General features: G+C 62.8%; 27 protein-coding genes and 1 riboswitch. Of the genes, 15 read left to right on the top strand and 12 right to left on the bottom strand.

Annotated features, from left to right (window positions below):
- The coding region (locus tag O7A61_RS13555; protein ID WP_337130235.1) for an acetolactate synthase large subunit at positions 1 to 992 on the top strand (992 nt) is incomplete at its 5' end.
- Positions 993 to 1,031: 39 nt separating this feature from the next.
- On the opposite strand, the gene O7A61_RS13550 is transcribed toward O7A61_RS13555, so the two are convergent.
- Positions 1,032 to 1,334: a BolA family protein gene (locus tag O7A61_RS13550; RefSeq protein WP_337130234.1), complete on the bottom strand. Its 303-nt coding sequence runs from the start codon at positions 1,332 to 1,334 to the stop codon at positions 1,032 to 1,034.
- A gap of 179 nt (positions 1,335 to 1,513) precedes the next feature.
- Here O7A61_RS13550 and O7A61_RS13545 point away from each other — a divergent pair, with 179 nt between their 5' ends.
- The 6 genes from O7A61_RS13545 to O7A61_RS13520 all read left to right on the top strand — a co-directional run bounded on the left by O7A61_RS13545 (position 1,514) and on the right by O7A61_RS13520 (position 7,210).
- A complete protein-coding gene (locus O7A61_RS13545; protein ID WP_032922426.1) occupies positions 1,514 to 2,143 on the top strand; it encodes a J domain-containing protein in 630 nt (209 codons plus the stop codon).
- A 123-nt stretch (positions 2,144 to 2,266) separates the two neighbouring features.
- Entirely contained in the window at positions 2,267 to 3,253 is a 987-nt protein-coding gene (gene cobS, locus O7A61_RS13540; protein WP_127276014.1) for a cobaltochelatase subunit CobS, read from the top strand.
- An 11-nt stretch (positions 3,254 to 3,264) separates the two neighbouring features.
- On the top strand, positions 3,265 to 5,163 hold the full coding sequence (gene cobT, locus O7A61_RS13535; protein WP_140503340.1) for a cobaltochelatase subunit CobT: 1,899 nt from the start codon (positions 3,265 to 3,267) through the stop codon (positions 5,161 to 5,163).
- A complete protein-coding gene (locus O7A61_RS13530) occupies positions 5,160 to 6,188 on the top strand; it encodes an esterase-like activity of phytase family protein (RefSeq protein ID WP_337130233.1) in 1,029 nt (342 codons plus the stop codon). Before cobT ends, O7A61_RS13530 begins: the two co-directional genes overlap by 4 nt.
- Before the next feature lie 171 nt (positions 6,189 to 6,359).
- Positions 6,360 to 6,728: an ArsR/SmtB family transcription factor gene (locus O7A61_RS13525; protein WP_337130236.1), complete on the top strand. Its 369-nt coding sequence runs from the start codon at positions 6,360 to 6,362 to the stop codon at positions 6,726 to 6,728.
- A complete protein-coding gene (locus O7A61_RS13520; RefSeq protein ID WP_337130232.1) occupies positions 6,725 to 7,210 on the top strand; it encodes an SRPBCC family protein in 486 nt (161 codons plus the stop codon). The genes O7A61_RS13525 and O7A61_RS13520 overlap by 4 nt, the downstream gene beginning before the upstream one ends.
- 28 nt (positions 7,211 to 7,238) lie before the next feature.
- Here the strand turns inward: O7A61_RS13520 and O7A61_RS13515 are convergent, their stop codons facing one another.
- The 3 genes from O7A61_RS13515 to rpmB form a co-directional block, all read right to left on the bottom strand.
- Positions 7,239 to 7,913 carry a spermidine synthase gene (locus O7A61_RS13515; RefSeq protein ID WP_337130231.1) on the bottom strand — a complete coding sequence of 225 codons (675 nt, stop codon included), beginning with the start codon at positions 7,911 to 7,913 and terminating at the stop codon, positions 7,239 to 7,241.
- Positions 7,914 to 7,916: 3 nt separating this feature from the next.
- The gene (locus O7A61_RS13510) at positions 7,917 to 8,600 is read right to left on the bottom strand and encodes a queuosine precursor transporter (RefSeq protein WP_337130230.1); all 684 of its coding nucleotides are present in this window, start codon (positions 8,598 to 8,600) and stop codon (positions 7,917 to 7,919) included.
- 163 nt (positions 8,601 to 8,763) lie between these two features.
- Complete coding sequence (gene rpmB / locus O7A61_RS13505) at positions 8,764 to 9,060, bottom strand: 50S ribosomal protein L28 (RefSeq protein ID WP_027143515.1); 297 nt, start codon at positions 9,058 to 9,060, stop codon at positions 8,764 to 8,766.
- A gap of 258 nt (positions 9,061 to 9,318) precedes the next feature.
- On the opposite strand from rpmB, the gene O7A61_RS13500 reads away from it, so the two are divergent.
- From O7A61_RS13500 to O7A61_RS13490, 3 genes are read left to right on the top strand one after another with little or no spacing between them, the layout of a single operon-like run.
- Entirely contained in the window at positions 9,319 to 10,107 is a 789-nt protein-coding gene (locus O7A61_RS13500) for a DUF3108 domain-containing protein (protein WP_337130229.1), read from the top strand.
- Positions 10,108 to 10,151: 44 nt separating this feature from the next.
- Complete coding sequence (gene yddG / locus O7A61_RS13495; RefSeq protein WP_337130228.1) at positions 10,152 to 11,066, top strand: aromatic amino acid exporter YddG; 915 nt, start codon at positions 10,152 to 10,154, stop codon at positions 11,064 to 11,066.
- Positions 11,063 to 11,737: a lysoplasmalogenase family protein gene (locus O7A61_RS13490; protein WP_337130227.1), complete on the top strand. Its 675-nt coding sequence runs from the start codon at positions 11,063 to 11,065 to the stop codon at positions 11,735 to 11,737. The genes yddG and O7A61_RS13490 overlap by 4 nt, the downstream gene beginning before the upstream one ends.
- On the opposite strand, the gene O7A61_RS13485 is transcribed toward O7A61_RS13490, so the two are convergent.
- Entirely contained in the window at positions 11,734 to 12,153 is a 420-nt protein-coding gene (locus tag O7A61_RS13485; RefSeq protein WP_337130226.1) for a cupin domain-containing protein, read from the bottom strand. The genes O7A61_RS13490 and O7A61_RS13485 overlap by 4 nt on opposite strands.
- Positions 12,154 to 12,175: 22 nt before the next feature.
- The gene (gene gloB / locus O7A61_RS13480; RefSeq protein ID WP_337130225.1) at positions 12,176 to 12,943 is read right to left on the bottom strand and encodes a hydroxyacylglutathione hydrolase; all 768 of its coding nucleotides are present in this window, start codon (positions 12,941 to 12,943) and stop codon (positions 12,176 to 12,178) included.
- A gap of 198 nt (positions 12,944 to 13,141) precedes the next feature.
- On the opposite strand from gloB, the gene O7A61_RS13475 reads away from it, so the two are divergent.
- The 3 genes from O7A61_RS13475 (at position 13,142) to O7A61_RS13465 (ending at position 16,797) form a co-directional block, all read left to right on the top strand.
- Positions 13,142 to 13,930: a class I SAM-dependent methyltransferase gene (locus tag O7A61_RS13475; protein WP_027143509.1), complete on the top strand. Its 789-nt coding sequence runs from the start codon at positions 13,142 to 13,144 to the stop codon at positions 13,928 to 13,930.
- A gap of 145 nt (positions 13,931 to 14,075) precedes the next feature.
- Complete coding sequence (locus O7A61_RS13470; RefSeq protein ID WP_337130224.1) at positions 14,076 to 15,893, top strand: ABC transporter ATP-binding protein/permease; 1,818 nt, start codon at positions 14,076 to 14,078, stop codon at positions 15,891 to 15,893.
- Positions 15,894 to 15,993: 100 nt separating this feature from the next.
- Positions 15,994 to 16,797, top strand: coding sequence for a DUF1194 domain-containing protein (locus O7A61_RS13465; protein WP_337130223.1), 804 nt, complete (start codon positions 15,994 to 15,996; stop codon positions 16,795 to 16,797).
- A 13-nt stretch (positions 16,798 to 16,810) separates the two neighbouring features.
- Here the strand turns inward: O7A61_RS13465 and O7A61_RS13460 are convergent, their stop codons facing one another.
- The 5 genes from O7A61_RS13460 to metX all read right to left on the bottom strand — a co-directional run bounded on the left by O7A61_RS13460 (position 16,811) and on the right by metX (position 21,836).
- Positions 16,811 to 17,746 (bottom strand): glycosyltransferase family 2 protein, encoded by a 936-nt coding sequence (locus O7A61_RS13460; protein ID WP_337130222.1) that lies wholly within the window; start codon positions 17,744 to 17,746, stop codon positions 16,811 to 16,813.
- Between the two features lie 289 nt (positions 17,747 to 18,035).
- A complete protein-coding gene (locus O7A61_RS13455; protein WP_337130221.1) occupies positions 18,036 to 19,058 on the bottom strand; it encodes a glycosyltransferase in 1,023 nt (340 codons plus the stop codon).
- Between the two features lie 78 nt (positions 19,059 to 19,136).
- Positions 19,137 to 19,985, bottom strand: a complete 849-nt coding sequence (locus O7A61_RS13450; protein WP_337130220.1) for a Stf0 family sulfotransferase — start codon at positions 19,983 to 19,985, stop codon at positions 19,137 to 19,139.
- Positions 19,931 to 20,545: a methionine biosynthesis protein MetW gene (metW, locus tag O7A61_RS13445; RefSeq protein ID WP_337130219.1), complete on the bottom strand. Its 615-nt coding sequence runs from the start codon at positions 20,543 to 20,545 to the stop codon at positions 19,931 to 19,933. Before metW ends, O7A61_RS13450 begins: the two co-directional genes overlap by 55 nt.
- 121 nt (positions 20,546 to 20,666) lie before the next feature.
- Positions 20,667 to 21,836, bottom strand: coding sequence for a homoserine O-acetyltransferase MetX (metX, locus tag O7A61_RS13440; RefSeq protein ID WP_337130218.1), 1,170 nt, complete (start codon positions 21,834 to 21,836; stop codon positions 20,667 to 20,669).
- A 119-nt stretch (positions 21,837 to 21,955) separates the two neighbouring features.
- Positions 21,956 to 22,033, bottom strand: a riboswitch (SAM riboswitch).
- 135 nt (positions 22,034 to 22,168) lie between these two features.
- Here metX and hisC point away from each other — a divergent pair.
- Together hisC and O7A61_RS13430 are read left to right on the top strand one after the other, a co-directional pair.
- Positions 22,169 to 23,278 carry a histidinol-phosphate transaminase gene (gene hisC / locus O7A61_RS13435; RefSeq protein WP_337130217.1) on the top strand — a complete coding sequence of 370 codons (1,110 nt, stop codon included), beginning with the start codon at positions 22,169 to 22,171 and terminating at the stop codon, positions 23,276 to 23,278.
- 5 nt (positions 23,279 to 23,283) lie between these two features.
- A complete protein-coding gene (locus O7A61_RS13430; protein ID WP_337130216.1) occupies positions 23,284 to 24,219 on the top strand; it encodes a prephenate/arogenate dehydrogenase family protein in 936 nt (311 codons plus the stop codon).
- Here the strand turns inward: O7A61_RS13430 and O7A61_RS13425 are convergent.
- Complete coding sequence (locus O7A61_RS13425; protein ID WP_337130214.1) at positions 24,216 to 25,145, bottom strand: sugar kinase; 930 nt, start codon at positions 25,143 to 25,145, stop codon at positions 24,216 to 24,218. The genes O7A61_RS13430 and O7A61_RS13425 overlap by 4 nt on opposite strands.
- Positions 25,146 to 25,149: the final 4 nt, after the last annotated feature.

Genomic DNA, 25,149 nt, shown 5'->3' with positions numbered 1-25,149 from the left:
GAACGATCGCTACCGCGATCCGCGCGGCTCCGGGCCGTGTTGGCATGATCGTTCGGGGGCGGGCGGCACGGGCCGATGCTCTTGAAATCGCCGGCCAGATTTCGATTGCCTGCGATGTCAGGCTGTTCAGCGAGGTCCTGATCGCCCGGATGCAGCGCGGGCGCGGGCGTGTCGCGCCGACGCGCATCCCCTATCCGGTCGACGCGGCGACGGCGATGCTCAGGGATATCGATGTCCTTGTGCTGGTCGGCGGAAAGGAGCCGGTCGCCTTCTTTGCCTATCCGGGAAAACCGGGACGGCTTGTCCGTGATGACTGCCAGGTGCTGACGCTCGCAGCCCATGGGCAGGACTTGCATGCGGCGCTGGAAGCGCTTCGCGACGAACTGGGCGTCAAGCGGTCACAGCTGACGGCGGTTGGCAGTGCCTTCCCTGACGAGGGAACACCGAACGGCCGGCTGACGGAAGATGCCATTGCGCTGTCCGTCGCGAGAAAGCTGCCGGCCGAAGTGATCGTCTGCGACGAGGCCGTCACCTCGGCGCGGCGTTTCTTCGCGCTGTCGGCCTTTGCCGCGCCGCATGACTACATGATGGGCACGGGCGGGTCGATCGGGGGCGGCATTCCGCTGGCGACAGGTGCGGCGATCGCCTGTCCCGGCCGCAAGGTGATCAATCTCGAGGCAGATGGCAGCGGCATGTACACGGTGCAGGGGCTATGGACGCAGGCGCGGGAACATCTCGACGTGCTGACGATCGTCTTTTCCAACCGTACCTATGCGATCCTGCATGGCGAGATGCGTAGTGTCGGCGTGAACGCGATCGGCGAGAATGCTAGGCGCATGCTCGATCTCGACCACCCGGCGCTGGACTGGGTTTCGCTGGCCAAAGGCATGGGCGTGGAGGCGGCGCGTGCGGATAGCTGCGAACGTTTCGACGCGCTGCTCGACGCTGCCTTGTCTCGACCGGGGCCGTTTCTGATCGAAGCGGTCATTTGAACGCAGCGTGAGAGGCGCAGGGCTGGCTCGCAGCTTGGCCTACCAGCGCGTCTGTTCACCGGGCGCCGCGGGCTCGATCGCCAGCGCGTGCACGCCCGCGTTCAACTCGTCGGCCAGAAGCTGGTTGACGGCGCGATGACGGTCGATGCGGCTCATGCCCGTAAACCTCCGAGAGATGATGCGGACCCGGAAATGCGTCTCGCCGGCGCCGTCGAATTCCGTGTGGTGACCGGATTCCACGTGATGATGGCCGGCGTGGAGATGGCTTTCGTTGAGGATGACGAGCCGCTCGGGCGAAAATGCCTTGTTGAGCTTGTCTTCCATGGTCGCCTGTATGGACATCGTCTTTTCCCTTCACCACATATGGCTGGCTCGCCGCCATGGAAACCGAAAATCGGTTTCACAAGGCCGCCGGCGTACAACAAAATCGGTCATTCGCCCGCTTTAAGCCGCGATTCAGCGGTTAGGGCGATGATCGCGAAAATGTCAATTCTTGTTTCGCATCTGCGAACGCCCCATAAATGGGTGAGATGAAGCCGTATCCCAAATATTTCGAGAAGATTCGCGTCCGTCCAGACAAGGACGCGGAGGTGAAGGCGCACGCGCCGATTTGCCAGTGGGATGGCTGCAAGGAGGCGGGCACGCATCGCGCGCCTGTCGGGCGCATGAAGGAGGGCGAGTATTTCCGCTTCTGCTTCGACCATGTGCGCGAGTACAACAAGGGCTTCAACTACTTCTCCGGCGTGCCGGACACCGAGGTCGCGCGCTTCCAGAAGGAAGCGATGACCGGCCATCGGCCGACCTGGAAGATGGGCGTCAACGGCGCCTCGACACGCTCCTCGCCCGATATGGCGCAGATGCGCTCCGGCCGCGCCGGCTACTACAACCGCATGCGCGATCCGTTCGACCTGTTCAAGGGGCCGAAGGATCCGCGCGAGGCGCGCGAGCGCAAGGCCAAGCCCCTTGAGGCCAAGGCGCTGGAAACGCTTGGCCTTGATACAAAGGCGACTGGCAAGGACATCAAGGCGCGCTATAAGGAACTGGTGAAGCGTCACCATCCGGATGCGAATGGCGGCGACAGAGGTTCGGAAGACCGGTTCCGCGATGTGCTCCAGGCCTATCGCGTGCTCAAACAGGCAGGCCTGTGCTGAGCGACCCTATGGTTTGTGTCGTTTTCCAACTTTCATAAGGTTGGAAAAGGCTCTAAGACCGCCCCCGAACAAAATGGATTGCCGGCGCAACGCGACGTTTCGCCCGTGGAGACGTTGAGAGATATGAACAAGGTCGATCGCGACATCGCCAATCTGCCCGACACGACGGTGTCGGTGAAGGAGAAATTCGGCTTCGAGTCCAAGATGGTGGTGCCGGCCTATTCGGTGACATCAGAGCATGTGCCCGACATCGATCCCGACTATCTGTTCGACAAGGCGACGACCTTGGCGATCCTCGCCGGCTTCGCCTACAACCGCCGCGTCATGGTCTCGGGCTATCACGGCACCGGAAAATCGACCCATATCGAACAGGTCGCCGCCCGCCTCAACTGGCCGTGCGTGCGCGTCAACCTCGACAGCCATGTCAGTCGTATCGATCTTGTCGGCAAGGACGCGATCGTAGTCAAGGACGGCCTGCAGATCACCGAATTCCGCGACGGCATCCTGCCCTGGGCCTACCAGCACAATGTCGCGCTGTGTTTCGATGAGTATGACGCCGGCCGTCCGGATGTGATGTTCGTCATCCAGCGCGTGCTGGAATCGTCCGGCCGCCTCACGCTGCTCGACCAGAGCCGGGTCATCCGCCCGCATCCCGCGTTCCGCCTGTTTTCGACCGCCAACACGGTCGGGCTGGGCGACACGACCGGCCTTTATCACGGCACCCAGCAGATCAATCAGGCGCAGATGGACCGGTGGTCGATCGTCACCACGCTGAATTATCTGCCGCACGACAATGAAGTGAACATCGTGCTCGCCAAGGCCAAGCATTATCGCGACACCAAAGGCAAGGACATCGTCAACAAGATGGTGCGCGTCGCCGACATGACGCGCTCGGCCTTCATCAATGGCGATCTGTCGACGGTGATGAGCCCGCGTACCGTCATCACCTGGGCCGAGAATGCCGAAATATTCGGCGATGTCGGCATGGCGTTCCGGCTGACCTTCCTCAACAAGTGCGACGAGCTGGAACGTTCGGTGGTCGCCGAGTTCTACCAGCGCGCCTTCGGCCAGGATCTGCCAGAGAGCGCGGCCAACGTGGTGCTGGGCTAAGCAGAGCCTCGATGGCGGGTCCAGGCGACAACACGCGCAACAAGTCGAAGACGGGGTCTGAAGCCGACAGCTTCAAGCGCGCCGTCACCGTCTGCATGCGCGCCATCGCCGGCGACAAGGAGATGGAAGTCGGCTTCGCCAAGGACAGGCCGGCGCTGGCGGGCAGCCGCGCGCGGCTGCCCGAACTGCCCAAGAAGGCATCGAAAGCCGACATCGCGATCACCCGCGGACTCGGCGATTCCATGGCGTTGAAGCGCGCTTGCCATGATGTTCGCATCCACAGCAAGCTGGCGCCCGAAGGCAAGGCCGCCCGCGCCATCTACGATGCGGTCGAGCAGGCTCGCGTCGAGGCGATCGGCAGCCGCGCCATGCAGGGCGTCGCCGACAATATCGGCTCGATGCTTGAGGATAAATACACCAAGGCCAACCTCGTCGACGTCAAGGACAAGGCCGATGCGCCCATCGAGGAGGCGCTCGCGCTGATGGTGCGCGAAAAGCTGACCGGCCGGCCGGTGCCGAAGAGCGGCGAGCGGCTGGTCGAACTCTGGCGGCCCTGGGTCGAGGAGAAAGCCAGAGCCGACCTCGACGGCCTGTCGGAAAAGCTCGAGGATCAGCAGGCCTTCGCCCGCGTCGTGCGCGAGATGCTCGCCTCCATGGAAATGGCCGAGGAACTCGGCGACGACCAGGAGACCGAAGACTCCGAGGACAATGACGACAACCAGCCGCAAGGCGAGGAACAGAGCGAGGAGGGCGGCGAAGACGATTCCGGCTCCGAGCAGTCGCAGTCCGAGGATGCCGAGGCATCGGCAGACGACGAGCAATCGGCGGAGACCGAAGCCTCCGACGCAACGGCCGACGATCTGTCCGACGATGACGATGCCGACGCCGAGACACCCGGCGAGGCGCGCCGCAACGACAATCCCTTCACCAATCTGCCGAAGGAAATCGACTACAAGATCTACACGTCAGCTTTCGACGAGACGGTTGGCGCCGAGGAGCTTTGCGAAGAGGAAGAGCTCGACCGGCTGCGCGCCTTCCTCGACAAGCAGCTCGCCAATCTGTCGGGCGTCGTTGGTCGGCTCGCCAACCGGCTGCAGCGCCGCCTGATGGCGCAGCAGAACCGGTCCTGGGATTTCGACCTGGAAGAGGGCTATCTCGACCCGGCGCGGCTGGTGCGCGTGGTCATCGATCCGATGCAGCCGCTGTCGTTCAAGCAGGAGCGCGACACCAAATTCCGCGACACGGTGGTGACGCTGGTGCTCGACAATTCCGGTTCGATGCGCGGCCGGCCGATCACGGTCGCCGCCACCTGCGCCGATATCCTGGCGCGCACGCTGGAGCGCTGCGGCGTCTCGGTCGAGATCCTTGGCTTCACCACGCGGGCGTGGAAGGGCGGGCAGGCGCGCGAGAAGTGGCTGAAAGACGGCAAGCCGCCGAACCCCGGCCGGCTCAACGATCTGCGCCACATCATCTACAAGTCGGCCGATCATCCGTGGCGGCGGGCACGGCGCAACCTCGGCCTGATGATGCGCGAAGGCCTGCTCAAGGAAAACATCGACGGCGAGGCGCTGCTGTGGGCGCACAACCGGCTGATCGCCCGGCCCGAACAGCGCAAGATCCTGATGATGATCTCGGACGGCGCGCCGGTCGATGATTCGACGCTGTCGGTCAATCCGGGCAATTATCTCGAACGTCATCTGCGCGCCGTCATCGAGCTGATCGAGACGCGCTCACCGGTCGAACTGCTGGCCATCGGCATCGGCCATGACGTCACCCGCTATTACAGGCGCGCCGTCACCATCGTCGATGCCGAGGAACTAGCCGGCGCCATGACCGAGCAACTGGCTTCGCTGTTTGCCGAGGAAAGCGCGAAGGATACGCGGCGCGGCGGCACGCGACGCGCCGGATGATCCTTTCGCGGCGCGGGTTTCGGGACACGCTTTTCGCCGCCATCGCCTTGCTTGCCGGCATGGCTTCGGCGCCAGCCGGTTCGGCCGGCTCGGCCGCAGTTGAGCCTGTCGCAGTCTCGGCCCGCCCGATCACCAAATTCCATATTGGCGGCACCGACAAGCAGTTTGGCCAACTCGAATTCGTCGGCGGGCTGGAGATGACCTCGCCATCACACGATTTCGGCGCGCTGTCGGCCTTCCGGTTTCTGAAAGCCGGCAGCGATTTCATCGGTGTGGCCGATACCGGTTACTGGTTCTTCGGCTCGGTGGCCCGCGACGCCGATGGGCGACCCGTCGGCATCCAGAATTTTCGCATGCAGCAAATGGTCGACCAGAGCGGCCAGCCGATCGACGAAAAACGGGAAGTCGATGCCGAGGGCCTCGCGGTCAAGGACGGCATCGCCACCGTCGGTTTCGAACGCAACCACCGCGTCGTCCAGTTCAGGATCGACCCGGACAACATGAAGGTGCCGTTCAGGCAGCTGGATTTCCTGGCGCCGGCGCGGGAACTGCGGCAGAACCGCGGCTTCGAGACAGTCACCCATTCAAATGCCAACGGCCAGCATCGGGGTGGCCTTGTCGTGGTCTCGGAAAAGAGCCTCGACAAGGCCGGCAACATCTACGCCGCCATCATCGAAGGGCCGCGCAAGGGCGTCTTCACCGTCAAGCGCAACGGCGATTTCGACATCACCGACGGCGCCTTTCTGCCCGATGGCGACCTTTTGCTGCTGGAGCGCAGTTTCACCATGACGGGCGGCCTCAAGATGCGGCTGCGGCGCATTTATGGAGAGAGCGTCGAGAAGGGCGCTGTTGCCGACGGGCCGGTGCTGCTGCAAGCCGACATGGGCTACCAGATCGACAATATGGAAGGGCTAGACGTCTGGACCCGCGATGACGGCGCGCTGATGGTTTCGCTGATCTCCGACGACAACCAGTCGATCCTGCAGCGCAATCTCTACCTGGAATTCATTCTGCACCAGGATTGAGTGGCAGCTCCGCCGCGACGCCTCTTGGCGATTTTGTCCATGCGTCGGCCATCCCAGCGTTCTCCCTGACAGGCCACTAAATCTGAATGAGTTTATCGACCATGACCGTGTTTGCGAAAAAACTTTAGTCTGGACTTGACAATTGAGATGGTGCCAACGATACTTAAGTCCATGCTTAACCGTTCAGAGATCGACGGCATCCTTCGCGCTCTTGTCGAGCCCACCCGTCGGCAGATCCTGGAACGGTTGAGCAGCGGACCGGCCACCGTCAGCCAGCTGGCGAAGCCGTTCGGCATGACCTTCGCCGCCGTGCTGCAGCATCTCCAGGCGCTGGAGGCCTGCGGTCTGATCCGCAGCGAAAAGATCGGGCGGGTGCGCACCTGCCGGATCGAACCGGGCGGGCTCGCTCCGCTCGCCGACTGGATTGCCGAACGCCGCCTACCGGCGGAACGCCATCTCGACCGTCTTGGCCAGATCCTGGCCGAGACGGATCAATCCCCCGAGAAAAATCAGGACCAGAAAAAGGACGAACCGCAATGAACCAGATTGCCTCCGTCAAGGACGAGCATTCCGTCATCCACTCCACCTTCACCATCGAGCGGACCTATCCGCAATCGCCGTCACGTGTCTTCCATGCCTTCGCCGACGAAGCGACGGTGCGGCGTTGGCGCATCGAAGGCGATGGTTTTGCCGTTGCCGAATTCAGCTTCGACTTTCGCGTCGGCGGCGGCGAGGTGTCTCGCTTCAGCTATGGCGGCGGCCCGGAGATCAGGCTCGACGCGCAATTCCAGGACATCGTCGCCGACCGGCGCATCGTGTTTTCCTACAGGATGGCGGTCGGGCCGCAGCCCATGTCGGCATCGCTGACCACCGTGGAGCTGACGCCCTCAGGCGATGGCACAAGGCTGACCTACACCGAGCAGGGCGCTTTCTTCGACGGCATCGATTCCGCCAAGGGACGGGAGGAGGGGACTCGCGGGCTGCTGGAGGCCCTTGCCGCCGAACTTCAGCGGTCAAACTAGCCCCGGCTGCCGACGATCTTGGTCAAGATCATGAGGCTTTGGTGGCTATCCAGATGACATGACGCGCGCCGCGCTTGCCGTTGGCGCGCGTGTTGACTTCCTCGACGGCGAAAGCTGCCTGTTTCAGCCGCCGCGTGAAACCGGCATCAGGTCCCTGCGACCACACCGCCAGCACGCCGCCCGGCTTGAGGGCGGTACGCGCGGCGGAGAGGCCAGCCACGCTGTAGAGGGCGTCATTGCCTTTATGGACGATGCCCTCGGGGCCATTGTCGACGTCGAGCAGGATCGCGTCCCAGGCTCCGGCCCCGGACCGTATCAACTGGCCGACATCGGTTTCGCGGATGGTGACGCGGGAATCATCGAGCGACCCTGCGAAAATCTCGGCCATTGGGCCGCGCGCCCAGGCCACGACGGCCGGCACCAGTTCCGCGACAACGATCTCGACATTGTCGCCCAGTTCGGCGAGAGCAGCGCGCAGCGTAAAACCCATGCCAAGCCCGCCGATCAGGATCTTCGGCTGCCGATGGCCCACAATCCTTTGGCAGGACAGTTTCGCCAGCGCCTCCTCGGAGCCGTTCAGCCGGCTGTTCATCAGCTCGTTGGTGCCGAGCATGATCGAGAATTCGGAACCGCGCCGTTTCAGCCGCAATTCCTGCTGGCCGTCGGGCGTTTTCGCGGAGTCCAGCTGGATCCAGGGAATCACGGCTTAGGCCGCGGCAATGGCCGGCTGGCTCCAGCGGGCGGCGAGCAGCCGGTAAGGAATCAGTGCCACGACGGCGATGATCAGCTTCACGCTGAGGTCGCCGAGCGCCCAGGACACCCAGCGCATGGCATCGACATGAAACACGCCCATCAATGGGGCGCTTTCGAGCGCGAAACTGTCGCTTGGACCGACAAAGGCAAAGGCGGCCGAAAAAGCCACACCGAAGAACACGACGGTGTCGAACACCGATCCGACCAGCGTGCCGATGATCGGTGCCCGCCACCAGCTCTGCCGACGCAGCCGGTTGAACACGGTGACGTCGAGCAACTGCGCGGTCAGGAAGGCAGCGCCCGAAGCGGCCGCGATGCGCACCAGCCGGTCGGCTGATGTCTCGAACTCAATCAGGCCATGACGGAACAGGAAGGGCGGGACGAGGATCGAGCAGACCACCGCCGTCATGAAGCCGACAAAGACGATCCGGCGCGCCACGGCGGGTCCGTAGCGGCGGTTGGCAAGGTCGGTGACCAGGAAGGAAAAGGGATAGGTGAAGGCGCCCCAGGTCAAAACGTCGGCGAGCGACAGGCCGCCGATCTGGCCCTGCATGGGGAACTGGACGAGGATGTTCGAAGCCACGACGACAAGCGCCATGGCGGCCACAAAGGGCAGGTATCGCGAAAAGGAAGACATTTTTTTATCCTGGGTAATGGAACCAGCGGAGCGTTTTGCCGAAAACCGGATCACGCTCGCTTTGTTCGAGCATCGAATCTATGGCCGCTGCGCGATCTCGATCCGATACTCAGTGGCCAACAAGAGGTTGGTCAGGGCGGTTGTCCCCCGCCTGAGAGACGAATTAAGCGGCAGCCTGTTCGGCGGTCTTCTTGGCGATCTGCTTCTTCAAGAGACGCGCGCGCTGCGACAGCTCCTTGACGTCGGCCTTGGCCAGGAAGGCATCGAGGCCGCCGCGATGTTCGACCGAACGCAGCGCGTTGGCAGAAATGCGCAGGCGTACATTCTGGTTCAGCGCTTCCGAAATCAGCGTCACATTGACGAGGTTCGGCAGGAAACGACGCTTGGTCTTGTTGTTCGCGTGGCTCACATTGTTGCCGGTCTGGACTGCCTTGGCAGTGAGTTCGCAGGTGCGGGACATGGTTCTAACCTTCAGTTCTCTCGTGGCCTGCCAAACTTTTGTGCCCACGCCGGGTGGCGCGCGGTTCTGGTCAGGCGGCCTTATGGAAAAGTTGGCGTTCCTTAGTTGCATTTCACCGGGGCGTCAAGCTCCGGCTTCCCCACGGAAGCGCCCGGCATTTCATATTAAGGCCGGATTTCACCCTATAAGCGGTCTCACAGGGACATGCCAGACCGGAGTCGCCCGGCTCCGGCCGAAAATCAAGGATCCGATCCCGCCATGCCTCGTTCGTCTCACGCGCTTGTTGCCGCGCTTGCCGTCGCCTTGCCGTCCGCCGCGTCCGCTGCCTCGCCGCAGTCGTTCAAGGGCGAGTACACGGTGTCGTTTCTGGGTCTCTCGATCGCGAGGTCGACTTTCTCCAGCCACTATGAGAATGGCGCTTACGCGATCGAAGGCAGTGTCTCCGCGGCGGGTCTCGCCAAGCTGTTCGACGACACGCGGGGCACGATCTCGTCCAAGGGTACGATCTCCGGGCAGAAGATGGTGCCGGAGGCATTCCGTGCCGACTACACTTCCGGCAAGAAGGCATCCTCGATCGACATTCGCTTTGCCAACGGTAACGTGACCTCGACGCAGGTCATCCCCGCGCCGGGCAAGCGCGACCCCGAGGCCTGGGTGCCGATCGGCGCCGGCGACCTGGCATCGGTGCTCGATCCGATGGCCGCCACCGTCATCCATGCCGACAGCCTCGACCAGGTCTGCGGCCGCAAGGTCAAGTTCTATGATGGCGAGATGCGCGCGGACCTGACACTGACCTACGCCTCGAAAGGAACGATCTCGGTGCCGGGCTACAAGGGCGACACCGTTACCTGCCAGATGGGTTTCGAGCCGGTGGCGGGCTATCGCAAGGGCCGCAAGGCGCTCAACTACCTCAAGAACAAAAGCCGCATGATGGTGACGTTTGCACCGCTTGGCCAAACCGGCGTATATGCGCCGATCCACGCCACCGTCGGAACGCAGATCGGCACCTTGACCATCAGCGCCAGGCGGTTCGAAGCAGTACAATAAGGCACGCCACCGGGGACAGGATGGGGCGCGCCACTGGAGACAAAATGGGGCGCGCAACACTGATCGGCTTTTCGGCGGTCGCCATGTGGGCGTTGCTTGCGTTGCTGACGGATGTGTCCGGCAAGGTGCCGCCATTCCTGTTGTCGGCGATCACTTTCTCGATCGGCACAGGCGTAGGGCTTGTCGCGCGACTGTTCATGCCGGCCACAGATAGGAGCCAGAAAATCCCTCCCCAAGTCTGGGTGGTCGGTATTGCCGGCCTGTTCGGTTACCACTTCTTCTATTTTACCGCACTGCGCAACGCGCCGGCGGTGGAGGCGAGCCTGATTGCTTATCTCTGGCCACTGCTGATCGTGCTGGGCTCGGCGCTGATGCCGGGCGAAAAACTGGCTTGGAATCATGTCGTCGGCGCGCTGCTCGGCCTTGCCGGCACCGTGCTGATCGTCACCAAGGGCGGCAGCTTGGCCTTCGACGCGCGCTATATCTTCGGCTATGGCATGGCCGCCGTCTGCGCCCTGCTATGGTCGTCCTATTCACTGCTGTCGCGACGTTTCTCGTCGGTGCCGACCAGCATCGTCACCTGGTTCTGCGCGGCAACCGCCGTGCTGTCGCTCGCCTGCCACCTGGCGCTCGAGGAAACAGTGCTGCCTGACGGCGCCGGCCAGTGGCTGGCCGTGCTCGGGCTAGGCCTGATGCCGGTGGGCGCCGCCTTCTATGCCTGGGACATCGGCGTCAAGCGCGGCAACATCCAGGTGCTGGGTGCCGCAAGCTACGCGGCACCGCTTTTGTCGACACTGGTGCTGATCGCGGCCGGCGTTGCCGAGCCTTCGTTGCGCATTCTGGCCGCCTGCGTGCTCATCACGGGCGGCGCGGCGCTGGCGGCAAAGTCGCTCTTCTTGCGCAAGCCAGCGGCGACCGGGAGCGGAGCCGAGGCAACCGAAAGCGGAGCCGGGGCATGACGATGCCGTTTGCCGGCGGCATCGACGCCAATGCCAATGCAACGCTGATCTTTTCGCTGGTGGCGGCGGTGATCTATGCCTTCACGCTTGGCATGCGGCCGACGCTGGCCCGCTCGGCGGCAAAGACGCTCGCCGTGGCTATGCTCGCCGTACTCGCCGCAATCCAGGGCGGCCCGCTGCTGCTGGTCGCCGCCCTTGCGTTGAGCGCGGTTGGTGACGCCTTCCTGTCGCGCGACGGGGAAAAGGCATTTCTCGGCGGGCTGGCGACCTTTCTCGTCGCCCACATCGTGTATGCCGCGCTGTTCCTGCGTAGCGGTGGCGGATTGGAGTTGCTTGCCGCCGAATCCTGGCTGGGCGCGATTGCACTGGCCATGGCGTTGTTCGCGATTGTCATGCTGGCGGCGCTCTGGCGCCGTGTCGGTCCCGGCCTGCGTATTCCGATCGCCGCCTATATCCTTGCGATCCTGGCCATGGGCATGTCGGCGCTGACGACAAACAGTAGCTGGGTGATCGGCGGCGTGGTGTTGTTCATGGCATCGGACGGGCTGCTCGCCACGGAGAAATTCCTGGTCGCCGCCATATCACCGCAGCGCGCCTTGATGCGCCTCGCCGTCTGGGTGCTGTACTACGCCGCCCAGCTCGCGATTACCCTGGGTTTCCTGCTGGGTTAGGGCTGCCAGCCCGGCTCGGCGAGTTCGAAGGCGGCGAAATCGAAACCCGGCGCGACGGTGCAGCCGACCAGCGTCCACTCGCCCAGGCTGCGCGCGGATTGCCAGCAGCCTGCCGGCACGACGATTTGCGGCCGTTCGCCCGCCGCGAGGTCGATGCCGAGAACCTGCTCGATAATGGCGCTGCCTTCTTCCCACATCGACAGCGCCAGCGGGGCACCGGCATAAAAATGCCAGACCTCGGCGGCGTCCCTGACCCGATGCCAGGCCGAAAGCTGATGCCGTTCCAGCAGGAAATAGATGGCGGTCGAATGACCCCGCGCACCGCCGGCTTCGTCGCGAAAAGTTTCCGCGTACCAGCCTCCTTCCGGATGCGGCTTCAGTGCGAGCGTTGCTATGATTTCCGCGGAACTGGTCATCGGCAGAAAGCCAACACGGCGCTCAGAAATTGTCCTTGCGCTTGCGGATCTCGGCGAAGACCTCGGCATCTCCAGCCTTCTCCATGCCCAGATGCTTGCGGATTGCCGGATCGTGCCAGCGCAGGAAGGGATTGGTCGACAGTTCCTCGCCGATCGTCGTCGGCAGCGTCGGCTTGTTGTCGACCCGCAGCGCCTCGATCCGCGCGGCGCGCTCCTTCAATGCCGAATTGGTGGGGTCGACGCTCAGCGCGAAACGGGCATTGGCGAGCGTATATTCGTGGCCGCAATAGACCGTCGTCTCGGCCGGAAGAGCCGCGAGCTTCTTCAGCGATTCGTACATCACCGGCGGCTTGCATTCGAACAGCCGGCCGCAACCCAGCGCGAACAGCGTATCCGCGGTGAACGCCACTTTCGATGCCGGCAGATGGTAGGAGACATGGCCGGCGGTATGTCCGGGCGTGGCGATCACCTCGATGCGCTCATCGCCGAGATGAAGGATGGAGCCTTCTTCGACGGTTTCGTCGATGCCGGGAATCTTGGCCTTTTCCGCCTCCGGGCCGACGATGCGCAGCTTGAAGCGCTCCTTGAGCGCCAGATTGGCCTCGACATGGTCGACATGGTGATGCGTGGTCAGGATCATCGTCGGCGTCCAGCCGGTGCGCTTGATCGCGGCGAGGATCGGCGCTTCCTCGGGCGCATCGATGATTGCGGTCTGGCCGCTTTCGGGATCATGCACCAGCACACCGAAATTGTCGGTGCGGCACATGAACTGTTCGATTTCGACCGGCATCGCATCTCTCCATTTACCGCTGCAGACATAGGGTGCCGCCGCGTGAATGTCATCCCGGATGTCAAAGCGAATGACATCCCGGATGTCAAAGCGAATGACATCCCGAATGTCGTCCTGGGATGTCAAATTGACTTCCGCCGTGCCGCCCGCTTTGGACCTTTTGTTGAATCCGCCCGACATCACGGCTACATCCCTGACATGCATTCCGACATCGTCGACCTTCGCTCCTTCTATTCGACAACGCTCGGCCGGTTCGCCGAGCGTTCGATCACCATGGCGCTATCGTCGATATGGGCCGCGGTGCCCAATGAGCGGCTGGTAGGTCTCGGCTATACCTTGCCCTGGCTGGAGCGCTTCGGCTCCGACGCCGAGCGGGTCTTCGCCTTCATGCCGGCGACCCAGGGCGCCGTGGTTTGGCCGGCGACGGGGCCGACGGCAACGGCACTGGTCTTCGACGAGGAGCTGCCGCTGGTCGATTCCTGCATCGACCGCATGCTGCTCGTCCATTCGCTCGAACATGTCGAGAACCCGCGCGAGACGCTGAACGAGATCTGGCGGGTGCTGTCGCCGGCGGGGCGCGTCGTCATCGTCGTGCCCAACCGGCGCGGCGTCTGGGCACGCTTCGAACATACGCCGTTCGGCAACGGGCGGCCTTTCTCACGCGGGCAGCTCACCGAACTGCTGCGCGAGGCGAATTTCACGCCCGCCGCGTGGTCCGATGCCTTGTTTTTCCCGCCATCGCGACGGCGCTTCATGATGCGCTTCCACAATGTGCTGGAGCGCGCCGGCCGGCGGCTGTGGCCGATCTTCTCCGGCGTCATTGTCGTTGAAGCGCAGAAGCGACTTTATCAAGGCGTGCCGGTGGCCCAGCGCGCGTCTCGCCGCGTCTTCGTGCCGGTGCTGTCGCCACATGGCGCGACACGGCTCGGCCGGCGGGCCGAGGGAAGCGGTGCGGCATCGTCGGCTCGGCAAGCGACACCGTCGTGATCGTGATGGAAACTTGCATCGCGCGGCATCTTTCCGAACTATCTGTGGTGCTGGGCTCGCAAAGTGGTTGAGGGGTTGCCGCCGTCGTCGGCTCCCTTAATCTCATCCGGTTTCAGCTTCGCTACTTAACGCAAGGACCTCGGCTATGGCTGATCAACTGGACAATCAGGCCACCGTTCAGCCGGTCGCCGTGGTCAGCAGCCTGCGCGATCAGGTGGCGGCGATCAAGCGGGCGCTGATAGAATCGCCGGTTCGCAAATGGTTGCTGTGGACGTCGGCCGGCATCATGGCCGTCATCGTCGCGACGTCGATTGGCCAGGTTCTGCTCAATCGCTGGAACCAACCCTTTTACGACGCGCTCGCGCGCCGCGACATGGCCGCCTTCCTGCATCAGCTTCTCATCTTTGCCATGATCGCCAGTGGGCTGCTGGTGCTCAACATCGGCCAGACCTGGCTCAACCAGATGATCCGGCTGAACTTGCGCGAGGCGCTGACGCTGGATTTGATCGACCAGTGGATGCGGCCGGCGCGTGCTTTCCGGCTGGCCAATGCCGGCGCCATCGGCGTCAATCCCGATCAGCGCATGCAGCAGGATGCCGCGCATCTGTCGGACCTGTCGACCGATCTTGGTGTCGGCCTGCTGCAGTCCTTCATCCTGCTGGTGTCTTTCGTCGGCGTGCTGTGGGAACTGTCCTCCGGCTTCGTTTTCCATTTTGGAGGAACCTCACTGGCGATACCGGGCTACATGGTCTGGGCGGCGTTCCTCTATGCCGGCACCGCTTCCTGGCTGAGTTGGCTGGTCGGGCGGCCGCTCATCCGCCTGAACAGCGACCGCTACACGCGCGAAGCGGAGCTGCGCTCCTCGATGGTGCGCGTCAACGAGAATGTCGATGCCATCGCGCTGTACCGTGGCGAGAATGATGCCAAGCGACGGCTCGAACTCGACCTCGGCACGGTGCTGGGTGCCATGCGGCGCATCTACACCGCCCAGATCAACCTGTCCTGGGTCACCGACACCTATGGCTGGATCACCGTCGTGGCGCCGATCCTGGTCGCCTCGCCGGTCTATTTCTCGGGCGACATCAGCTTTGGCGGCCTGATGATGGCGGTAGGCGCCTTCAACCAGGTGCATTCGTCGTTGCGCTGGTTCATCAACAACATCGGCAGCATCGCCGACTGGCGTGCCACGCTGATGCGTGTCGCCGACTTCCGCATCGCGCTCGATGAGACCGATGTGCTGCACGACAAGGAGAAGCGTATCTCCTTCGATCAGAACGCCAATGGCAGCCTGACGTTGGAGAAACTCCAGGTGGCCTCGCCGGAGGGCTGTACGAAGCTCTCCGACCAGCATGTCGAAATCCATGCCGGCGAGCGCGTGATGATCACCGGCGAGCCCGGCGCCGGCAAGACGCTGTTCTTCCGCGCCATTGCCGGCCTGTGGCCATGGGGGAGCGGAAAGATCGGCATGCCGGCGGGAGAAGCCCCCATCTTCGTGCCTCGTGTCCCGTATTTCCCGGCTGGCACGCTACGCGAGGTTCTTGACCATCCCTATGGTGTTGCTCCGGCAAGCGATGCCGATATCTCGGCGGTGCTTGCCGAAGTCGGCCTCGGGCGGCTGTCATCCTCGCTCGACCGGTCGGCCCGCTGGGAGCGGGAGTTGGGCGATGACGAACAGCGATCGCTCGCCTTCGCCAGGCTCGCCTTGCGGAAGCCGAAATGGGTGGTTATCGATGAAGCGATGGATGCATTCGACGGCCCGTCGCTAAGGCGCGTGCTGTCGCTGCTGGATAAGCATCTGAAGGACGCCGCGATCATCAATATCGGACGCGGCCTGCACAACAATCAGTTCTTCCCGCGCTCCCTGACGATCGTGAAGGATACCGGCGCGCCCGCCCTGAAACCCGCCCCCGTCCGGGCAGGTGCCATCGAACCGCCGCCAGTCGCCGCACGGCGCAAGGCATAGAACAGCCGGCATTCGGACCGGCCGGGCGCGCGCCTGCCACAAGCTTTATTTCGCCGTGATCGCGAGCGATGTTGCGATCGAAACATCGCTTGTGCTGGCCATGCTTGATACGATGAGCCTGCTTGCCTGCCTGGCTTGCGCCGAGGCCGCTCCGGTTCCTTCGGCGCCGGATACGCTGGCCGTCGACGTCGAACTGGTGCTGGCGGTCGATATCTCCCTGTCGATGGACGAAACCGAGTTCGCCCTTCAACGCGCCGGCTACGTAGAGGCGCTGCGGCATGCCGATTTCATCGAGGCGGTCCGTTCCGGCCATACGGGCCGCATTGCGCTCGCCTATTTCGAGTGGGCCGGCACGGCGCGCGACGACGCGGTCATCGGCTGGCAGATCATCGACAGCGCCGAGAGCGCTAACAGCTTTGCCGACAAGCTTGCGGCCCGCCCCTTCCGGAGTTTCCGCGGCACCTCGATTTCAAGCGCGCTTGCTTTCGGCACCGAGCTTTTCGACGGCGCCAATTTCGCGGGCGAACGCAGCGTCATCGACATATCTGGCGACGGCCCCAACAATATCGGGCCGCCGGTCACCGTGACGCGTGATGCGGCCATTGCCAAGGGCATAGTCGTCAACGGCCTGCCGATCCTGATCAAGCCGTCGCCGACCTTCAGCCATCTCGACCAGTATTATGCGCAGTGCGTGACCGGCGGACCTGGTTCCTTCGTGCTGCCGATCCATGCGGCCGCCGAATTCTCGACGGCGATCCGGCGCAAGCTGATTCTGGAAGTCAGCGGCATTCAGGACAAGCCCAAAATCACGCCTGTCGAGATGGATGCCCCGATCGACTGCCTTCTGGGGGAACGGGACAGGCGGTTCCTGTCGGATCCGTATTTCCCGGAACTGGACCGATAGGCCTGGCCGTGGGTCAGGCAGGCCGGGCGCCAAACTCGTTGCGGAATGTGTTGAAGAGATCGCGGCGCCAGCGCCGGCCCTGGACATAACCGTTGACCAGTTCCGGCAAGGAGTAGCCGAGGGCCTTCGACGACCGATTGGCCATATAGCCCTCGAACGCCTCCGGTATCCGGCCCCTGAGAATATCGGCGATGATCTGCCGTGAGATCATGTAGGGCGGAATGTGCGGGTAGGAGCGGGCGATATGCGGGTGCTTGCCCATCAGATTGGCATAGGCTTCGACATAGCCTGTCCTGCGGCCCGAAATCGAATTCTCCGAATTGTATTTCGTCCAGTCGATATCTCCCGACAATTGCGCGCCGAACCGCTGCGCGAGGCGCAGCAGCAACTCCCGGTCCTGCATCCGGGTGATGTCGCTGTCATAGCCGCCAACCGCCAGCAGGGCATCGCGGCGGGCCGATATCGCCGAGCCGGCGATGAAGATCGTCTGCGCCACAAGCGTGCGCTCCAGTACCATGGAACTCACGAATGCCTCGGGATTGATGCAGTTGGTGGCGCGGCCGCTCTTCAGCGAGACGTATGAGCTCAGCAATACTTCGAGCGACGGATCGTCATCGAACCGGGCCAGCGTGCGCTCAAGCCGGTGCGGCAGGTAGACGTCGTCGGAATCGAGAAATGTCACCACGGGGGTCCGCGCACGTTCGATGCCGGCGTTCCTGGCGGCGTTGGCGCCGCGCCATTTCGCGCCGACATAGATCAGCCGCGGATCGCTGACGCGGGCGAGCGCCGCCTCGGTTCCGTCGGTCGAGCCATCGTCGACGACGATATGCTCGAACCGCGGCATGCTCTGGGAAAGCACGCTTTCGACGGCGCGGAGCACCGTTTCGCGCCGGTTGTGGGTCGGTGTGATGACCGTGATGAGGGGCGCCTGCTCCGTCTTCCCGCTCATATCGCGTCAGCCATCTTCAGCGCAAAAACACACTTCGCGCCAGGTCCTTTGATCTTCAGGATGGTTGAACGGATCGGACTTCCCCCTGGATGGCCCTCATCGGATTCAGCGCGACGCTACAAAGAACAACCTGTTATGTCATCCTATTCTGCTGTCGTTCGACCGACAAGGCGTGATGAATTCCGGCTCCTGGAGCTTTAACTGCAACACAATCGCTGCCTTCCATGCTTGCGAAGTGGCCTTGACGATCAATTTTCGCAAGGGCGATCGAATCCACCGCTAAAATCAGCTAGCTGTGCCCGACATAGTCGGGCACGATCTCGATGTCGTCGCTGACCAGGCCCGTAGCGAGACTGAACTGGCCCCAAAACGCCAAACTGTAGAATGCAAGGCCGACAAGAAGGGAAAATGGAATCTGCCAAAGCGGCATCCCGGTGCCCCCTGCATGGCCGATAATCCGTCTTATGGTGCGCCATGACATGGTGAACCAACGGCTGAAGGACTTGACGACCCGTTGCGTGCGGCCAGGCGATTTGAGCTCCACGAACTTTCGGTCGGCGTCTCTGCCCGTGACCAGGGCGCGCCAGAAAAAAAATCGCCAGCCCCGCGGTGAGTAATGGTAGACGCGTGCGTTGACATTACGAATTGTGCGGCCTTCGCGTTGCAGTTCGCGCATCAGCAATGTGCACGAGACCTTGAAGCCATTGTGTCTTGGAAAAGGATGATCGACGATCCAGTCGCGCCGAAACCCTACATTGTTGGCGTTCATCGCTCGTTTCGAGGCAAACCGCTTGTCCCCGTGAGCCATGGGGAAAAACCAGATCAGTGCAAACGTCCTCGAAAAGAAATCATCGTATGAAAGATAAGTATATCCATTCACACACATAACTTCTGGATCGCTAAAGGGCTCAAGCAAACCTGATAGCCAGCCTGGTTCGGCCACTACATCGGAATCGGTGAAAATGACGATATTCCCGTCCGTTGCAAATATGCCGTTGTTTTTCAGATCGTAGTATCGGCCCCCGGGGAAAGCGGTAAAGATCAGATCGGCAACCTGTTCCAGCTGTGGCGCTACCGCCCTGACGTCGATACGAAGCGATCCGACGTCGGCGTCCGTGCCGCCGTGAGAGATAACAACCTTGGGTCTGTGCAAGCCGGCTGAAGAAACCGCGGTGATTTCACGTGCCAAGGCCTTCAGGCCAACGCCGACTTCGTCCCAATCGATGGACTTGGCGTTCTCCATCTCCACCACGAGGGAATATGTTGTGTGTGGTTCAACCATTTCCGCATGGACCATATCGCTGCGTCGCACTGGCGATAGTCCCTGCAAGTCCGCCTAAAGGCAACCCTTTCAAGATCACGCGGGGATGTTTCCCAACAATACTGACGATCAGCCACCGCCACCAAATCGGGACCAAAGGGAACCGCGAGTGCGGTCAACCGGGAATCTTGAAGTGTCTGAATATTGCGCCAAGAAACGCTGCCGCCATTCTACATTGACGGTGTCTCGTTGGATTGCGAGGCCGGACGCAAAGCCAAATCCGACGTCACGGGCAAGCTTGGCGTTAACGAGACCAGCGATTTTCTTGAGACTGGTCTGTGGGTCTTGCAAAAGATCCTCATATGTCAACGACAGGAAAGGCACACCGTTTTTTGTAAACCAGAGGTCCCAAACCAGATTTTCCAGCACAAGTTTATCAAGCGACTGTGCGATCGCCGCGCCGTCGTAACGTGGCGCGTTGTTGGCGGTCTCAGTAGAACGGAATCGGCCGGTCTGACGGGCGCGCGCCCAGGAGATTGCCTGGCCAAGGAGATCGCGGCGCGTTAAACGGACATAGCGCAATTCTGGGAGGGTGGCTGGTAGGTCGATGGTTCTAGCCACTTGTGAAAATTGGCTGGCAAACAGTTTGACTGCGTAAATTCCGGAAGGGGATCGCCCATCCCTCAATGCCCGCAAGACTTGAGCGCGGGGATCGCGAGGATAGTTCGGCAATTCAAGAAGACGGCGGCCGCCGAACCACTCCAACGGGTTGCCAAGCCCGGCGGCTGCCATCAATCCAGCGAGATGATTGCTGCCGCTGCGCGGTGACGTGCAGACCAGAATTCCAGCTTTTATGCCAGACAGGATGTCAGGTGGTATTTCAACCGGAAGAGGCCGTCTGCGAAAGAAATGCATGGCAACCACTACCGCTTCAGCAGGAACACAGCCTGTTGGCCAAAGAAATTCCAGAACCACCATGGCATCGACAGGCCGATCCTCTGGCCGTTGGCGTCGAGCGCTGTCGCCTTTTCCACCGTCGCGCCAAGCTCTTCGCACAGATTGACGAAGTCGCGGATGGTGCAGAAGTGGATGTTGGGCGTGTCGTACCAGGAGTAGGGCAGATCCTTGGTCACCGGCATTCGGCCCTTGACGAACAGCGACAGGCGCACCCGCCAATGGCCGAAATTGGGGAAGGAGACGATCGCCCGATTGCCGATCCTGAGCAGTTCGTCGAGCACCAGTTTTGGGTTGCGGGTGGCCTGCAGGGTCTGCGACAGGACGACGAAGTCAAAACCCTTGTCGGGATAGAATTCGAGATCCTTGTCAGCATCGCCCTGGATGACCGAGAGGCCGCGCGCCACGCATTCGTTGACGCCGCGCTGCGACAACTCGAGCCCGCGGCCGTCAACCTGCTTGGTTTCCTGCAGCAATTCGAGCAGCGAGCCGTCGCCTGAGCCGACGTCGAGCACGCGCGATTGCGGCGGGATGAGGTTGGCGACGACCTCGAGGTCGACACGCTGGCTGCCGTTGACGCTCATGGTTTCGCCTCCTGAGTGGCGCACGACCATGGTCCGGAAAGTCCGCAACTCTTCGGGGTCATGGCTTCGCCTTTCTGTTTGACGCATGACCTTGGTCCGAAAAGTCTGCAACTTTTCGGGGTCATACGCCCAGCCCCTTGGCGCGCGCGGCCGAGCCGATGAAGCCGTTGATGGCGGCAAACAGTTCCGGTTCGTCGAGCAGGAAGGCGTCGTGGCCGCGATCGGTCTCGATCTCGACGAAGGATACCGAGGCGCCGGCGGCGTTGAGCGCATGGACGATGGAGCGGCTCTCTTCGGTCGGAAACAGCCAATCCGACGTGAAGGACACCAGGCAGAAGCGGGTTTTGGTGCCGGCAAAGGCGTCCGCCAGCCGACCGCCATGGTCGGCGGCGAGGTCGAAATAATCCATCGACCGTGTCATGTAGAGGTAGGAGTTGGCGTCGAAACGGTCAACGAAGGTCATGCCCTGGTGGCGCAGATAGCTCTCGATCTGGAAATCGGCATCGAAGCCGAAGGTCAGCGCTTCGCGATCCTGCAGGTTACGGCCGAATTTGCGGTGTAGGGCGGCTTCCGACAGATAGGTTATGTGGGCGGCCATGCGCGCCACCGCCAGCCCCTTTTCCGGGCGCCTGCCGTGCTCGAAATATTTGCCGCCATGCCAGTCCGGATCGGCCATCACGGCCTGCCGGCCGACCTCGTGGAAAGCGATGTTCTGTGACGAATGGCGCGCGCCGGTGGCGATCGGCAGTGCCGAAAAAACCCGTTCGGGATAGCTCGACGCCCATTGCAGCACCTGCATGCCGCCCATCGAACCGCCCAGCACGCAGAACAGCTTCTCGATACCGAAATGATCGACCAGCATCTGCTGCGCGCGCACCATGTCGCGGATGGTGATGACCGGAAGGTCGAGCCCATAGGGCTTTCCCGTGGCGGGATTGGTCGAGGCCGGCCCGGTGGAACCAAGACAGCCGCCGATGACGTTGGAGCAGATGACGAAGAAACGGCTGGTGTTGATGATCTTGCCGGGGCCTATCAGCACTTCCCACCAGCCTGGCTTGCCGGTCACCGGATTGGTGCTGGCGACATGCTGGTCGCCGGTCAGCGCATGGCAGACGAGGATGGCATTGGAACGGGCGTCGTTCAGCGTGCCATAGGTCTGGTAGGCGATCTGGAATGGCGACAGCAGCGTGCCGGCGTCGAGCTTGAGCGGCTTGTCGGGCCCGAAACGCAACACCGGGCTCGACGGTTGGTCGGCCTCGTTGTTGGTCTTTGCTGCACGCAGAACAGCCATCACGTCTCTCTTGCTGCACCATGCTTTTGCGGAAATCGCTGCCGATCTCCGCGCCGCCGATGCGTTCGTCCGGCCGGTCGCGGACAATAAAAAACCGGCATTGCCTTCGCAAAGCCGGTTACGTCACGCAAACGGCCCTTTAGCGAATTGTTTAACGTGGCTGCAAGCCGACCGGCCAAATCACCACGGAACTGTCCCTGTCCTTCTAGAACTCGCCCGCCTCGCCGTCAATGCCGGCGGCCGGCACCACTGCGCCCCTCGACATTGCCTGCCATGGCTTGTATTTCCGCAGCGGCTTCCGGATGGAGGCGTTTTCGACGGATTTTGCAAAAATGAACCAGACACCTGATCAGGCACGTCCGACCCCGCGCGCGGGCATCATGGACATAGACGCCTACGTGCCCGGCAAGAGCACGGCGCCGGCCGGTGTCGCCAAGGTCTACAAGCTGTCGTCGAACGAGAATCCGCTTGGGCCCTCGCCGAAGGCGATCGAGGCCGCGCGTGAGGTCGCCGGCAAACTCGACGTCTATCCCGACGGCACCGCCAGGCGGTTGCGTGAGGCGATCGCCGAGGTGCATGGCCTTAACGCGCAGAACATCATCTGCTCGAACGGTTCCGACGAGATCCTCGGCCTGCTGGCGCAGACCTATCTCGCGCCCGGCGACGAGGCCATGTTCACCGAACACGCCTTCATGGTCTACAAGATCTACATCCAGTCGGCGGGCGCCACCCCGGTGGTGGTCAAGGAGACCGACGAGCGCGCCGACATCGATGCGATGATGGCGGCCGTGACGCCGCGCACGAAAATCGTGTTTCTGGCCAATCCCAACAACCCGACCGGCACCTATATGCCGTTCCAGGAGGTGCGCCGGCTACATGCCGGACTGCCGAAAAACGTGCTTCTGGTGCTCGACGCGGCCTATGCCGAATATGTCCGCCGCAACGACTATGAAGCCGGCATAGAACTTGTCGGCAGCGCTGAGAACGTGGTGATGACGCGCACCTTCTCCAAGATCGGCCTCGGCGGCGCGCGCATCGGCTGGATGTATGGTCCAATGCACATTGTCGACGCCATCAACCGCGTGCGCGGCCCCTTCAACGTCAATGCGACGGCGATCGAGGCCGGCATCGCCGCGATCCGCGACCGCGCCCATGTCGAGCGCAGCGTGGCGCATAACGAGACCTGGCTCACCTGGCTGAGCGAAGAGATGACCGGGCTCGGACTGCGGGTGACGCCGAGCGTCGGCAATTTCCTGCTCATTCATTTTCCCGACGACCAGAAGCATTCGGCGGCGGCTGCTGATGAGTATCTGAGCGCGCGCGGCTATATATTGCGGCGCGTTTCAGGCTACGGCTTTCCCAACGCGCTGCGCATGACCGTCGGCACTGAAGAGGCCAATCGCGGCGTTGTCGCCGCGCTCACGACATTCCTGAAAAGCTAGAAACCATGACATCTCCGATGTTTGAAAAAATCGCGCTGGTCGGCATTGGCCTGATCGGTTCGTCGCTCGCCCGCGTCATTCGCCGTGAGGGTTTGGCTCGCCACGTCGCCATCTCGACCCGCAGCGCGGCAACGCTCAAGCGGGCCGAAGAACTGGGCCTCGGCGATTCCTACACCAGGGATGCCAGGGAAGCGGTCCGCGACGCCGATCTGATCATCGTCTCGGTGCCGGTCGGTTCGTCCGGCGCGGTGGCGGAGGAAATCGCGCCGGCGCTGAAAAAGGGGGCGATCCTCACCGATGTCGGCTCGACCAAGGCGTCGGTCATCGCGCAGATGCAACCGCATGTGCCTGACGGCGTCCATTTCATTCCCGGCCACCCGCTGGCGGGCACCGAAAAATCCGGCCCGGATGCCGGGTTTGCCGACCTGTTCGACAATCGCTGGTGCATCTTCACGCCGGTACCAGGCACCGATCCGGAAGCGCTGGAACGGCTCTCGGAATTCTGGCGCCGCTGCGGCGCCAACATCGACACGATGGACCCGCAGCACCACGACATGACGCTCGCCATCGTCTCGCATCTGCCGCACATCATCGCCTACAACATCGTCGGCACCGCCGACGATCTGGAATCGGTGACCAAGACGGAAGTGATCAAATATTCCGCCTCCGGTTTTCGCGATTTCACGCGTCTGGCCGCCTCCGATCCGACCATGTGGCGGGACGTGTGCCTGCACAACAAGGATGCCATCCTGGAAATGCTGGCGCGGTTCTCGGAGGATTTGGCCTTCCTGCAGCGCGCGATCCGCTGGGGGGACGGCGACAAGCTGTTCGACCTGTTCACCCGTACCCGCGCCGTGCGCCGCTCGATCATCGAAGCCGGCCAGGATATCGACGCGCCCGATTTCGGCCGCCAGGCGGTCGAGCACCCGGCAAAGAGCTAAGCTGTTTCAGGCCAGGTCGCTGCCATCATGGCGAGCGTCTCCGCCCGATCTGGCGCGCCCAGCCTGCCGCCGAAGCGCAGACATTTGAGCGCGGCGGCCGCACTTGCGAAACGCAAGGCCTGTTCGACCGGCATGGCTTCCGCCAGCCCGACGGCAAAGGCGCCATGAAAGACATCGCCAGCGGCCAGCGTGTCGACCGCCTTGATCCTCGGTGCCTCGACATGGCGGGCTGATCCAGCGCTTCGATCGAGCCACCAGGTTCCCGCCGCACCGCCGGTGACCGCGACGAAGGCATCGGTGCGGGAGGCAAGGTCGGTGCAGGCGGTCTCCAGATCCAGCGCGTGGCCACATATGATGCGGACTGCCGGTTCGGAGGCGACGATGTGCGAGGCCAGCGGCAATAATTGTTCCAGCACCGCAAGCGGCGCGGTATCGGCATCGAGGATAGCCGGCCGGCCAGCGGCGCGCGCCGCCTTCAGGGCCAGGGCAGCGGCACCCGGCCAGCGCACGTCGGCCAGCACGGCATCGAATGTCGTGACGTCGGTGAACGGCAAGGCCTCGGGATCAGCCTGAGCGCGTGTGTCGTAGAAAGGCACGATGATCCGCTCGCCATGCGCATCGACCAGGATCGAGGCCAGTGCCGAGCGCGCACCGCTGACGCGGCGCACATGGCTGCAATCGACGCCCTCGGCCTCTATTTCCGCAATCAGCTGAGCGCCGACCGGGTCGTCGCCGGCGCTCGCCCATAGCGATACCTCGGCGCCGAGACGATGCGCGGCGCAGGCCGCGCTCGTGGCCATGCCCGAGGCGATCTGGATGCCGTCGGAGGCGATGAACTTTCCCTGATGATGGGGCAATGTATCGACACGCAGGATCGTATCCAGCGTCAGCGCCCCGACACTCAGGAGCTTCACGGGTCTTGCCATGGCG

Source organism: Mesorhizobium sp. Cs1321R2N1 (assembly GCF_037179725.1).
Classification (GTDB): domain Bacteria; phylum Pseudomonadota; class Alphaproteobacteria; order Rhizobiales; family Rhizobiaceae; genus Mesorhizobium; species Mesorhizobium salmacidum.
The sequence above is the reverse complement of the archived record's forward strand: the minus strand, read 5'-3'. Positions and strand labels throughout refer to the sequence as shown.